The 13515-nt window shown below is 52.3% G+C and carries 12 protein-coding genes; 2 read left to right on the top strand and 10 right to left on the bottom strand.

Annotated features, from left to right (window positions below; translation table 11 throughout):
* Positions 1-64 precede the first annotated feature (64 nt).
* From LX87_RS24415 to LX87_RS24390, 6 genes are all read right to left on the bottom strand, one after another.
* Positions 65-916, bottom strand: a complete 852-nt coding sequence (locus LX87_RS24415; protein WP_111630917.1) for a sugar phosphate nucleotidyltransferase — start codon at positions 914-916, stop codon at positions 65-67.
* Positions 913-2016 carry a mevalonate kinase family protein gene (locus tag LX87_RS24410; RefSeq protein WP_111630916.1) on the bottom strand — a complete coding sequence of 368 codons (1104 nt, stop codon included), beginning with the start codon at positions 2014-2016 and terminating at the stop codon, positions 913-915. Before LX87_RS24410 ends, LX87_RS24415 begins: the two co-directional genes overlap by 4 nt.
* A 459-nt stretch (positions 2017-2475) precedes the next feature.
* On the bottom strand, positions 2476-3600 hold the full coding sequence (locus tag LX87_RS24405; protein WP_111630915.1) for an acyltransferase family protein: 1125 nt from the start codon (positions 3598-3600) through the stop codon (positions 2476-2478).
* A gap of 448 nt (positions 3601-4048) precedes the next feature.
* Positions 4049-5164, bottom strand: coding sequence for an amidohydrolase family protein (locus LX87_RS24400; RefSeq protein WP_229310807.1), 1116 nt, complete (start codon positions 5162-5164; stop codon positions 4049-4051).
* Between the two features lie 36 nt (positions 5165-5200).
* Positions 5201-6586, bottom strand: coding sequence for a heparin lyase I family protein (locus tag LX87_RS24395; protein ID WP_170139448.1), 1386 nt, complete (start codon positions 6584-6586; stop codon positions 5201-5203).
* A 261-nt stretch (positions 6587-6847) separates the two neighbouring features.
* Entirely contained in the window at positions 6848-7918 is a 1071-nt protein-coding gene (locus LX87_RS24390; protein ID WP_211325371.1) for an amidohydrolase family protein, read from the bottom strand.
* Positions 7919-8244: 326 nt separating this feature from the next.
* Here LX87_RS24390 and LX87_RS24385 point away from each other — a divergent pair, with 326 nt between their 5' ends.
* Positions 8245-9231, top strand: a complete 987-nt coding sequence (locus tag LX87_RS24385; protein WP_229310806.1) for a LacI family DNA-binding transcriptional regulator — start codon at positions 8245-8247, stop codon at positions 9229-9231.
* Between the two features lie 22 nt (positions 9232-9253).
* Here LX87_RS24385 and LX87_RS24380 read toward each other — a convergent pair whose 3' ends face one another.
* Positions 9254-9715 (bottom strand): Lrp/AsnC family transcriptional regulator, encoded by a 462-nt coding sequence (locus LX87_RS24380; protein WP_111630912.1) that lies wholly within the window; start codon positions 9713-9715, stop codon positions 9254-9256.
* 170 nt (positions 9716-9885) lie between these two features.
* Here LX87_RS24380 and ald point away from each other — a divergent pair, with 170 nt between their 5' ends.
* Positions 9886-11025, top strand: coding sequence for an alanine dehydrogenase (gene ald / locus LX87_RS24375; protein ID WP_111630911.1), 1140 nt, complete (start codon positions 9886-9888; stop codon positions 11023-11025).
* Positions 11026-11237: 212 nt separating this feature from the next.
* On the opposite strand, the gene LX87_RS24370 is transcribed toward ald, so the two are convergent.
* Genes LX87_RS24370 through LX87_RS24360 form a run of 3 tightly spaced genes read right to left on the bottom strand, consistent with a single transcriptional unit; the run spans position 11238 to position 13387 of the window.
* A complete protein-coding gene (locus tag LX87_RS24370) occupies positions 11238-11531 on the bottom strand; it encodes a hypothetical protein (RefSeq protein ID WP_111630910.1) in 294 nt (97 codons plus the stop codon).
* A gap of 4 nt (positions 11532-11535) precedes the next feature.
* On the bottom strand, positions 11536-12957 hold the full coding sequence (locus LX87_RS24365) for an ATP-dependent DNA helicase (protein WP_111630909.1): 1422 nt from the start codon (positions 12955-12957) through the stop codon (positions 11536-11538).
* Positions 12958-12997: 40 nt separating this feature from the next.
* Positions 12998-13387 carry a hypothetical protein gene (locus LX87_RS24360; RefSeq protein WP_111630908.1) on the bottom strand — a complete coding sequence of 130 codons (390 nt, stop codon included), beginning with the start codon at positions 13385-13387 and terminating at the stop codon, positions 12998-13000.
* Between the last annotated feature and the right edge of the window lie 128 nt (positions 13388-13515).

The raw sequence follows: 13515 nt of genomic DNA, 5'->3' as shown, positions 1-13515 counted from the left end.
AATGAGTGAGATAAGCAGCGGAGCCACCTTCGCTCTTTCACTCGTTCGCCCTTTCACTCTTTATTTAAAAGTTGGCCAAATAAGCCTGTACAATGACAATATCGTGTTTACTGGTCAGATCAGGGACCACCTCCGCCAACGGTACGGTCCCAACACTTCCGGGTTGTTCCTGCGCCAACAGGCTGACGGTGGTGGGTAATTCTTTTTCGTTCCGAACGGGATGGAAAGGCGTTTTCTCCAGGTACGGAATCAACTGGGCGGCCTCAAAAACGAAGCAATTCATGCTCACGCCCAGACGCCCCTGCGTTTGCAGCAGCGCGGCCGCCTGCTCCTCCGACGGCTTTTCAATGATGTCGAGTAGATACCCGGACGGATCGGTTTTCATCAGGGCAAAGGCTTTGATGCGTTCTTCCGGGAAGCCCAGCGCATCGCGGTCGTAGCTGATCAGGGCGTTGGGGTAATCACAATGCCAGAGCAGGATCAACGCCTTGACGGAGTAGAGATTATCGCTGTTGCAGACGATAAACCGCCCCTGCTGCCAGTCGGGATGCTGTTGCAGCGACTGCAAGACCGCGTCGGAGGTTCCTGCCGGGCGCGTCCGGTCGGGGGCAATGCGCTGCCGGGCAAACAAAACCGTCAGCGTGCCCAAATCCCCCTGCGCCTGCCGGTTTTCGTAGTACGACTGCGTCACCGCATCCTCCGGGTGCAGCAGCAACATCACCTCTTCCATACCGGCTTCCTGCGCGTTGATAATCTGGTAGTCGAGCAGGGATTTGCCTTCGCGTCCCACGCTGATCATGCCTTTGGTGAGCGTATTGGCCTGTTCCACCAGCTTATCGTCAATCGCCAGGTCTTCAGCGGCTTTTTTCATACGGGACGACATGCCACCCGCCAGAATTAACAATCTCTTTTTCATACGTTTACGGATATGGGTTTTGAATTCACGGTTGCCTGGGTACCGGTATCTACCTGAATGATGTACGGTTTTCCACCGGCTCGCTCAATGGCTTCGGCTACGGCTTCGGGATTTTCGGGTGCGTAGGCAAACATGCAGCCCCCGCCCCCGGAACCGTTGATTTTGGCCCCGTAGGCTCCGGCTTTCAGCGCTTCGTCGATCATCCGGTTGATTTTGGGCGTCGAAACCCGCTTATGATCGCGCAGATTGGCCTGATGAATGGTGAGCAGTTGGCCCAGCCGCCGGTGGTTGATGGTGGCCGTCCGGAACATCTGGAGAGCCTCGCGTAATACATCCCGGTCGGACAGATTGCTTTTCAGCAGGCTAAATTCCGCATCGTTCAGCAAGCCGGTGTACTGCCGGGCGGCTTCCTGCGGCACGGTATGAAGCGAAAAGCCGGCGTCGTGCAGCTTGATTTTCCGGATGGCTTCCAGCATCCCGTATTTGACGTGTTTCAGAATGCCGATGGTATCTTTCGGTTCGAGCGAATCGCCCAGCACAAACGTTCCCAGATGGGGTCGAAAGGTTTCCAGTTTGATCATCGGCTGCGATTCCAGGTACATCACTTCGCCCACGGCGGTGGCAAAATGGTCCATCATACCGCCCGGTTCGCCAAATTCCAGCACTTCGGCCCGGTAGGCCAGTTCCCCGATTTCCGACTGCGTCACCCCGTTTTGCGAATTTTGGCTATTCAGTAACCAGTTGATCCAGGCCACCAGCAGCGCCGACGAACTCGACGTTCCGGAGTTGATAGGAATTGTTCCGTGAATGGTTACCTCCATACCGTTGGGAAACGACAAACCGTTGCGGGTCAGCAGGTTCAGGGCACTTTTGAAGTAATCGCGGGAATGCTGGTACGGAATGACTGGCGCTAATTCAAACTGTTCGCGGCCATTGATATCGGGCATATGGATAATCACCTGACGGTCCGACCGCAAACGTCCGGTCACCTGCACCCGCCGGGAAATGGCAGCCGCAATGACCGGCAGTCCTAGATAGTCCTGATGTTCGCCAAACAGGCAGATACGGCCAGGGGCAGAAGTAGTAATTTCGAAAGACATAGGGGATTTTCGTTAGACGTTACCTGGAAAGCCCGGACAAAACTAGCCGGGTGGGTGTTGAAAGAACAGGCTTATTTTTGGTTATAGTCCGGTTTTCTGCAACGCAACCGATTGCGCAGGGCACACAATCGGTTGCGCAACTTTTGGTTTCGGAACAATTTTCAGCGTGTACCCGAGACATGAACGCTCCAACGGCCTTATGAGCCAACCTAAACGGCGGCCCGGCTGCCTGCGGTTCCCCACCCGTAAACGTCATGGAACAGATTTAGGCTGACAACCAAAAATGCGGAGTGTCTTACCCTAATTTATAACCATAAAAGGGGAAATGAATTGCATTTATTTCCCCGCATTCCACACCAGTATTACGCGTATAAAACTAATGCTTCGGCGGCCCGAAGCATGATAACAGGAACTCTTTTGTGGTGATTCCCGGAGATTTAACAAGAACTATTTCTGTATTCAAAAAAGGCGCTTTGTCAAATACCTGCGTACAGGCTCATCATATAGTTTTAAACATCCGTAAGCCAATACAATAGAACCAATAACAAGCGCTATAGCACCGGGCAACGATTGCTCGAATGTGAGGTTTTCATTTTTAACCCAGGCGTAATACCAATAAATAAAAGGGTAATGGACCATGTATAGAGGATACGAAATATCCCCTAAAAATTTGCATAACCGGGTCGTGGTTTGGCCGGTTGTTTTTCCAGAAGCGCCCAGATAAACCAGTACAGGAAAGACAATAGCAACGCAGATGGTGTCGTATAAACCGTTCATCCACAAATTTTCGCTACCGCCGATTCTTGGTATGGCTGATACAATAACAATAGTCAGGCTACCGATCCAGAAAGCTCCTTTTACCGGGACAGGTTTGAATACCCTAGCGAGCAGCAACCCGACCGGGAAAGCGAATAACAGACGCAAAGAACCACCAAGCATATTATCTCCTGTTATAGAAAAACCAACGCAGATATCGCCATAGGGCCCCCAAATGGCAAATGATGCTAATCCAACACCGGCCAGTAATACGACGATTGAAAGCGATTTGGTCGAAAGTTTACGGAGAAAAAATGCATAGAGGATATTGCCAATATATTCAAATAATAAAGACCAGCTCGGACCATTTAGCGGAAACATTTCACCGACGCCCCGAATTTCAAAACCGGGGGCTGCCGGAATCAGAAAGGCATTTATACCTGTCGCTACCAATAGCATCGGCACCGATACTTTTGAAACGTCCCAGGCAGAGCAACCTTGAAAGTAAAATATACTGGCGCCGACAATAGCGCCGATAACGACCATAGGATGCAAGCGAATAAATCTTCGTTTGAGGAAATCTTTTATGGTCATTGTTTTCCAGCGGTCGTCGTACGCATAGCCGACAACAAATCCGGACAGGATAAAGAAGAAATCAACAGCCAAATAGCCGTGATTGATATTTTGATCTAAATGACTGGTTGCAAAGGCTTCAAATAAGTGAAAACAGACAACGGTTAATGCCGCTACTCCACGTAATCCGTCAAGAATAGTATAATGCGGTTTTGTATCCGCGAATGCAGCAGCAGAGAGTTTGTTTGTTGACATTGATATTATAGTTGTTATAAATCGGTAGAGAACGTATTTGGGAATTGAAAAGGACTGACCGCCGTGTCATCTTCAATCGCCCGGCAAGACCTTCTGCAATGACCAAACAGTGGGGACCACTCACCGCTCCAACGGCCTGGTGACGTCTAATGGGCCGCAATTACGCCATTTTTAGCCATCCAACGCAAGTGTAAACGATCTGAGACGTATCGTTAACACCATTTTATGGCTCTTCCTGCGTACGGTTGTAATCGGGGACCCGGTATAATGGGTCGGTGAGCGGGCTCTAGCTGGTCACTAATTAAATCCTTATTACAGCGTATTGCAGAACCCGTCAACCCTGGTTCTGCAATACGCTCTGAAGTCCGGCGACACGGTAAACTAACTACCGGTATAGACTATACGGTCTCGAAAAATAGTTGCCTGCTCCGCCATTAGCGTAGTGTACTCACTGAAGTTTGGCTACTCCCGGAATCCAGCGCTCGGCGTTTTTCCGGTAAATTTTATCAATGACCGACCGGGGCAGTTTTACGCCTTTAAATTCGCCGACCACGTGCCGGTGCGTCATCACCTGATCGGTGGTCAGAAACGTCCAGTCGCTGACCCAGGTATCGTGCAGTTCGCGGTTCAGGGCCTCGTTGCTGTCGTAGACACCCTCCCAGTTGCCCCGGTCGGTGGCGTAGAGAATCCGGTCCTGGTACCTGATCAGAAAATCGCGAACCTTCTGCCAGTCGGTGGTGGCCTGGTGCTGGAGGTACATGATCCGGGATGCCATATCGACCGCCAGATTGGGGTATTTATCCAGCCGCTTCGCGATCTCGTCCACGCTCCACTCCAGGCTCGCCAGGTGCGCCCCGATCACGATCAGGTTCGGGTGCTTTTCAATCATGTGATCGCGGGCGGCCATGTGCTTCTCGTACGACGGATATTCCGGATGCAGATACATATGATGCTGCGGATTGCGGGTAAAATACAGCTTGGCCGACCCAACGGTCATGTCCGAAACCGGCAGCCAGCAATTTTTGGGTTCGCCCTGATGACTGATCAGTGGGATTTTATTTTTCGCCATGAAGTCAAAAACCGGGTCGAAGCGCGGGTCGTCGATCATCACGAAGGAGCCGTCTTTGTCCCGCAATTCCATACCAATTCCTTTCCAGACCTTCACGGCCAACGCCCCCTTCGCAAATGAATCCCTCAGATCGGCGATGGTTTTCTGCTGCCAGTCGGGGTCGTTCCAGTTGCTGACGGTAAAGGTTGTCGCAAAGGCCACCCGCCTGGGAAATTGTTTGACATGGGCCAGGGCGAGGTTTCGCTGTTCAAGGTAGGTTTTGCCATCTACGTTCACCGTAAACAGGCTGAAATTATCCCGCACCGCCTGCCGAATAAAAGTCGTGTCTGCCGAGCTCAGGTGGATGTGCGCGTCGATTTTGCTTACTTTTGAGAAGTCATCCCGTGCATAAAAACCGTCCGCCGGTTCGGGCCGGATGGTTGCTCCAACGGCCAATACGCCCGCTACAGACAGTAAACTCATGCGGTACCGCAACCCTTGCCCTGTCTTTTTCATAATGATTGTGTTTTGTAAACAAAAACCGTTCTGAAATTAGTTAAATGTGGCCTTTACTGCACTGAACGACGTACCCCTGCTCCAGTTGTCCTGATACAACACGTTGATGTTTCCGCCCTGCTCCACGGATGGCGTATCCTGCCGGTACAAACCGTGCTGAATGTAAGTCCCGGTGGTGTAGCCGTCCACGCCGTTCAGGTTAAACGGAATTTTATAATCCGACTCCAGCTGGTTGACATTGGACGTCCATTGCAGCGTTGGAATATTCTTCAGTGACAGGACTTTTTTGAACGTGCTTTCCGACTTCAGTTTATGCCAGACTTCCAGAATCCCGGTGGTATCGGGGCGGAATTTAACCCGCACAATGAAATCATTCCACTGCCCTTTGTGCAGATCGTTCAGGATGGTGTACGTTTTTTCAAACTCCGTCGGATAGGCATTAACGATATTGCCAGAACTGACTTCTACGCGCACGCTGTTTGCCCGGGCGCTGAAGGCCACCGGCGGGGAAATGGACGTATGAGCGTGCCACTGCATGAAAATGCCCCACTGCTTCGGCTCGGTCCAGTCGTCCGGAAAGAGCGTCGACCAGCCGTAGTAGTATTCATCGTTTAAGGTTTCCCGCCTGTAATTCCACAACGTCGCTTCGGCCCGTTCTCCGCTCGTAAAGCTCCCGTTGGCCTTCTGAACCTTATCGCCCGGCCGGACCGTAAACCGGGCTGCGTGCGAGCCCTGCCGCACTGGTGAGCTGACCACCGCAAACTGATCGGCCACACTGCGCGCCGAAATACCGTCCCACTGGCTGGCGTCGCCGGTATCCCAGTTGCCCAGCACGTCGATGGTTCCGGCCACGTAGGGCGGTTCGCCCGTTCCACCGGTTTCGTCGGGCATTTCCACGGTTGGCCCCCAGCCCCAGACTTCAATTTCGGTATAACTGTTCCAGTTGCTCTGGCTGTTACCGTGTCCGGTGATCCTGACGTATTTTCCCTCCAGATCGGTAAAATCAAATTTTTGCAGATCCGTATTGCCGGGGGCGCTGGTCTTACCGACGAGCACCGTCGTCCAGACCAGGCTATCGAGCGAAACCGCCACGTCGAAACTTGACGTCCGGGTAGCGCTACCCGCCGTATGAAATCCCATCTGGATATAGTCAATTTTCCCCGGCTGGCCAAGGTCCAGGGTAATATACTGCGGATTGCCCTCGCCGGACCAGCGGGTCGACAGACTGCCGTCCACCACGTTGTCCTTGATGTTTCCGCCGTCGACGGCTGCGGGGGTACTGACGTTGACAGCCGGTATCTTAAACCGTCCGGCGGGTCCATCCGGCATCATGTTGTGATCAGCCAGTTTCAAACACGAGGTCAATTGCAACGCCAGTGGCATGGAGATCAGCAGAAACGCCGACCAGGGAGAAGTTTTCATAACGGTTTTATTTGACGGATTTATACTGGAATTAAAAAATACGCTTGCTGGTCGACGGAATGGGCAGGCCGTGGATAAGATAGGGTGGCCTTCGACCCGCGCCCGGGCCATCTGACCGGTGCTGAATACCGTCGTCAAAACCGTTGATGGGCAGGCCGGGTAACGCCCTTTTTTAGAGCGCACGACGGATCGGGCAATCATCGGATTGTCGGGAAAAAGCAGTAAAGCCGTGCGCTTCGGGCAAAAAGGCTACAGAACCGTTTAGCGCTTCTTCTGATACAGGAGCTTTTCGGCGTTTTCGGAGTACACCTTCTTCAATACCGCATCGCTCAGGTCGAAACCGTGCAGCGGCCAGTGGTAATTGTACTGTTCGATTTCGTAAAAATGCTCGTCGGCGGTTTGCAGAATCCGGAATGTAGTCTGGTACATGTGGTCGGTGATGGCCATATCGGTGCCGTATAGCAGCCGGTCCTGATACCGTTCGTAAAACGCCTTCATATAGCGCGGAATCGTAGCCGTCTCGGCGTAACGGGCCGAGATGTCGGCATACAGGTTCGGGTATTTGTCGAGCATCCGGCCCAGAATCGTCAGGTCGTAGTCGCAGTTGGCCAGATGGCATGCAATAAACGTGGTGCCGGGGTTATCGCGCACCGCATTTTCGAGCGTTTTGATCATCTGCTCGTGGTTCAGAATATCGGGCTGGTTGAGGTAGACGTGCCATTTGGCGGCATTGATCAACCCGTCGTTGGTCGAATCCACTTTCTGGTACATCCAGTACGATTCGGCCACGTGGATGTTGATGGGCATACCGAGTTCTCCGCAGCGCTTCAGCAGCGGTTTCATGCGCGGATCGTCGATGTGCATCCCGTAGGCTTTGGTCGGGCGGTCGTAAAACAGTCCCAGGCCCTTGTCACCCACTTCACCGATGCCCTTCGCGCCCATTTTCTGGCAACGCTCCAGTTCTTTGATGGCGTGGTCGGTCCATTTCGGGTCTTTGTCGTATCCCGTAAAATCAAACCCGCACCAGAGGTCAAACCGGTCGGGATAGGCTTTGTATTTTGCCACCAGCGAGTCAAACCGGGCGCCGGTCGACATCGTAAGAACAATAGTTTTTTTGATGCCGTACTGATCCATCGTCTTCACCCAGCGAGCCAGATCGCCCCCTGAACTCACCAGAAAATCATGCGAATGCACGTCAATCACCGGAAATTTGGCTTTGGTGACGGTGGTTTTCGGAATCCGGTAAATCGACTGCGGCCGGTAATCCATTAAACGAAGATCCTCGACGCCCTGCCCCACCACAGACAGGGTATTCAGAAACAGCCATACCATCAGACCGTTTACGAAAAAACAGCCTGTGCGTCTTTGAGTTCGAGGTAAAATCATCGTTACTAAAATAAAAGGGTTGCGGGTTATGTTCAGGAAAGCCATCCGGGTGATAAACAGTATACTGCGCGGCACAAATAAGCCAAAACAAAATTATACTTATTACAAAATGATCAAAACTTTATATTGCCCGTCACCGTGTAGAGTACGTAAACAATCGATTGTATAACGCTACACAATCGGTTGCGTAGTTTTTAGCCGAATCCGGCAGATTCCTTATTTTTAGGACCAAATTGACAGAAGCATCTAGAAGAATGGTTAATCCCACCACCATGAAAGAGATTGCCAGGCAACTGGGCGTTACAGTATCCACGGTATCGCGGGCTTTGCAAAATCATCCCAGCATCGGACTTCGTACGCGGGAACGGGTGCATGAACTGGCCAAACGACTGGATTATGTTCCCAACCCCACGGCCATCAACCTGAAACGCCGACGGACGCACAACATCGGCGTGGTGCTGCCGTTTCTGACCGAACAGTTTTTCTCGACGGCCATCTCGGCCATTGAGGATGTAGCCATCAGCAAAGGCTACAGCGTGGTGGTGATGCAATCCCGCAATGATTACGAACGGGAGCGGCTGGTGGTGGGTAATCTGGTCAAACACGGGGTAGACGGCATCATTGTTTCGCTGGCTTCGGAAACCCAGAACAACAGCCACTTTCTGGAGGTCAACAAACACGGTATTCCCATTGTGTTTTTCGACCGGGTTGCCCGAAATCTGCCCAATAGCTGCGTGTATGTCGATGTCACGGCGGGGGCCATCGAGGCCGTTGAGTTTCTGCTTTCACTCGGTCTTTCGCGGATTGCCCTGCTGAACGGCCCCGGCACGCTCCAGGCCACCGACGAACGGCTGAAAGGCTACGTCACCGTGATGAACCGGCACGGCATTCCGATCAACCGGGCGTATGTCCGCAGCGTGAATCTGAGCAAGGAGGACACCGCAAAAAAAATGGGCGAACTCCTCGACCTGCCCGAGCCTCCGCAGGCCGTACTGGCTTTTAACGATTATGTGGCGCTGGACGCCATGCAGGTCTGCCGGCAGCGGGGTCTGGCAATCAACCAGGATATTTACTTCGGGAGTTTTTCCAACCTTCCGTTCTGCTCCTACCTCGAACACCCGCCCATTGCCTCCATCGAGCAGTTTCCGCACGAAATGGGAACCAAAGCCATTCAATTGCTGATTGCGGGCATTGAAAATCCCGAGCATTTTACGCGGGAGGAAGTCGTTATTCCCCACAAGCTGATCGTCCGCCAATAACGTCTCTGGACCGTTGCCTCTTTTAAACTGGTATGACCGTCGTGTTTTTTACTTCCGACATCACAAAAAAGCTACTGATGTTCAGAATGCCGGGAATGACCGAAAGCCGTTCCTGATAAAACCGGTTGTAGGCTTCCATATCGCGGACGACAATTTTCAGCAGGTAGTCAAATGTACCCGACACCAGGTTGCATTCCATCACTTCCGGCAGTTGCGCGATGGTTTGATCAAACACTACAAACGTTTCGCGGGTTTGCTTATCAAGCGTCACGTGGCAGAATACCATTAGCAGATTGCCCAGCTTTTTTTTGTTCAGCAGAGTAACGTATTTTTCAATGATTCCCTCCCGCTCGAGCCGTTTGATGCGCTCGTGCACGGGCGATTTGGAGAGATTAATCTTCTGGCCAATCTCCTGAATGGTGAGTTGGGCATTTTCCTGTAAAAGGGAGATGATTTGCCGATCAATGGCGTCTACGGAAGTCATGACGGAATTTTTTCTTTACAAAGTCGTTACGGACGGGGACTACCAAACTTTTTCCTTCTATACTACGGAAAATAAACACTCTTTCCTAAAATGAGTTAAAGAATCAGAAATCTGTTTGGTGATTGATACCTTTGTGCCGTCATATTCATCAACTACAATCCCGTAGTACCATGGTTATCGGTGTTCCCAAGGAAATAAAAAATAATGAAAACCGGGTTGCGCTCACGCCAGCCGGAGTTGCCGAGTTTCGCAAGCACGGTCATACGGTATACGTTCAGGTGAATGCCGGTGTGGAAAGCGGGTTTGAAGATGAAGAATATATTGAAGCCGGTGCCATCATGCTGCCAACCATTGAGGAGGTGTACGGCATTGCGGAGATGATTATCAAGGTGAAAGAGCCGATTGCTTCCGAATATGAACTGATTAAGGAAGATCAACTGCTGTTTACCTACTTTCACTTTGCGTCTTCGGAAGAACTGACGCACGCCATGATTGAGCGCAAGGCGGTTTGTCTGGCGTACGAAACCGTTGAAAAAGCGGATCGCAGCCTGCCACTGCTGATTCCGATGTCGGAAGTAGCGGGCCGGATGGCCGTGCAGGAAGGTGCCAAATACCTGGAAAAACCGCAGAAAGGACGCGGTATTCTGCTGGGCGGGGTTCCGGGCGTTAAACCGGCCCGCGTGCTGATTCTGGGCGGTGGTATTGTTGGTACGCAGGCGGCTAAAATGGCGGCTGGTCTGGGTGCTCACGTCACGATCATGGACATTAGCCTGCCGCGGCTGCGGTATCTGTCGGATATCATGCCCGAAAACGTCGATACGCTGATGTCGAACGAATACAACATCCGCGAAGCCATTAAACAATCGGATCTGATTATCGGCGCGGTGCTGATTCCGGGAGCCAAAGCGCCCCACCTCATCACCCGCGATATGCTGAAACTGATGCGGGCCGGAACGGTATTGGTCGATGTGGCGGTTGATCAGGGCGGTTGCATTGAAACCTGTACGCCCACCACCCACGAAAATCCAACTTACGTGATCGACGACGTGGTGCACTACTGCGTGGCCAATATGCCGGGAGCCGTTCCCTATACATCAACCGTGGCCCTGACCAACGCGACGCTTTCGTATGCGCTGCAACTGGCCAACAAAGGCTGGCAGAAAGCCTGTCAGGAAAACGAGGAACTGAAACGGGGCCTTAACGTGGTGGACGGCAAGGTGGTTTACAAGGGCGTGGCCGAAGCGTTCGGCCTGCCGCTGGAAGACGTAAATCAATTGCTGCGTCGCGAAGAGGCAGAAATTAGGGCTTAATTGACTCGATTACACTTCATCAACTTAATAGGTCTTACTTCATCAACATTTTTTTAAGGGTTTAGGAATAAAAACAACAAAGACGCGGCCGGTATGAGTCGCGTCTTTTTTTATGAATTACATCCGGTAAAAAGCAGCCCTGAACAAAACGCCGGAACGCTTTCCATCGGATGACTAAAACCGGGTTCCGCCGTCATACGTCGAAAAGATCCTTACTTTTTCAGGAACGTTTTCGTCAGTTCCTGCCATTCTTCCTCCAGCGTTCCAGTAAAGACCGCTGCCCCAGCCCGGCGGTACCAATAGCCCGCATTCCACTCGTCGCCTTCCTTACGGTGCAAATACGCGTGCAGCCGGTCGTAGTCGCGGGTTCCTTCGCGGCTCTGGGCAATGTTGTGGGCCTGTTCCCAGTCGCCCCTGCCGTCGTGCCACAGGGCTTCAGCTACCGGATGCAGGCCAAACGGAGGCCGGGGTCCGGTTAAACTGTCCGTAAATTCCTGTACCGTCATGGTTTTATTCGAAAAACTGTGGCATAAAATTCATCAGAAACGCTTCGTCGGTCGCCCGCGTAATGGCCGTGTAAAGCCACCGGACAAAGTCCTGATTGACCTGCCCGTCCGGTAGATACCCCTGATCGACAAATACCGCGGGCCACTGCCCCCCTTGTGCCTTGTGGCAGGTCAGGGCGTAGGCAAACTTCACCTGTAGGGCATTCAGGTACGGGTCGCGCCGAATGGCTTCGTTCCGCTCCTTTTTGGTTTTGATATAAAAGTAATCTTTCTGAACGCTTTCGTACAACTGACGGTTTTCGTCCCGCCCCAGCGACGGCTGCGGAGAGTACAGCGTATCCAGAATGATTTTGCTTTCAAACTCAGGTTGATCTTCCAGATCGACCAGCCGCAGCGTGACGGTGGCAAACTTCAGGCCGTGGACTTCTTCGCGTTTGCGGATTTTCAGTACCTCCACAAAATCGCCGTTCGCCAGAAAACCCGCGGGCGAGTCATCGTCCAGCACCGAATAATTGTTTTTGACAATCATCAGCATATCGCCCGCGTCGAGTTCTTCCTCGCACTGGTTGATCGCCCGACGGATATACTGATTGTACTGCACGGCCATCTTGTTCGACCGTGTGATGATGATGGTATTCTCCCGGCCGTATTTGTCGTAACAATACCGAATACCGTCTTCCAGCCGTTCGCCGGTCATTTTATAAATATCCCGGTATTTCCGGACGTTCAGGCTGATGCGCGGCTGGGATTCCTGCAACACATCCCGCAGGTTGGTCGCGTTCAGCAGAATGCCCGAGTGTTCGTCCTGCCGCATGACCTCCAGCAGTTCCTGCTCCACCACCACCATATCAAAATGCCGTTCCAGATAGCCTTTGTCCAGCGCCGGGCTCACTTCCTTGCCCACGGGCGGCAACTGGGCCACGTCGCCCACCAGCATCAGGCGGTTTCCGGGGTTTTCGAAAACAAAATCGACCAGATCGGCCAGCAAACCGTTCATGCCGATTTCGGCGTCGTCGCTGATCATCGAGGCTTCATCGACAATAAAAACCGTGTCTTCGTGGTAATTTTTCTGCCGCTGAAAAACGAGGTGGCCCGAATTGGCGTCGGCAATCTGACGGTAAATTTTCCGGTGAATGGTCTGGGCCATGCGCTTCGAGTAGTTGGCCATCACCTTGGCCGCCCGGCCCGTCGGCGCCAGCAGAACCGATTTGAAGCCAAACTTGGGCAGCACTTTGATCAGCGTACTGATGAGGGTGGTTTTTCCGGTACCGGCGTACCCTTTCAGCAAAAAGCAATCACGGTAATGTTCGTATTCCGAGCGGACGATAAACTGGTTCATCTGCTCAAAGAAATGCTGCTGCCCGGGGGTGGGCTTGAAAGGGAAGCGTTTCGCCAGCAACTGCGCCGGCGTGAGAGTTTCATTCATTGGACGAATATACGGAAAAACACCCGTTTTTTCAACGGATTCAGAGTCGGCGATAGGGAAACTTACAGCCCTGATCGTCTTCAAACGTAACCATTTCGTTTTTGATAACAAACCGGTACGTCCTTGAAATCTCCTGCGCATTCGAAATTTTCACAATCTGCCGATCGACTTCGTACGTTCCGGTATCCCAAACCTGCGGCACCGACGTTTCTTCGGACTGCGTTTGGTAAATACCGTTTGCGGTAAACTCGATCACGTTCGGATAGACGGCACTACAGGGTGCCGGACTGACTTTCTGCCACGCACCAATCAACTCACTGCCCGCTGTCTGCGCATCGTGGACCGGTGGCCGGCGGCACGATACAAACAGGCTGGCGACAATGAATAAACCTAGCAGGGCTCTGGCGACGTAGGAAGCGGCTTTTTTCATCGGACGTTGTTTTTCCAAACTTATCAGAACGCACCATTAAAAACAAACCGGGACCTCTTCCCGCAACCAACGGCCAGTATTAAACTATTCAAAGAATTTACAACCATCAGGCTATTGATACACAAAAC

Source organism: Larkinella arboricola (genome assembly GCF_003259745.1).
GTDB classification, from domain to species: domain Bacteria; phylum Bacteroidota; class Bacteroidia; order Cytophagales; family Spirosomataceae; genus Larkinella; species Larkinella arboricola.
Note: the sequence above shows the minus strand (reverse complement) of the source record. Positions and strands in the feature narration are given on the sequence as shown.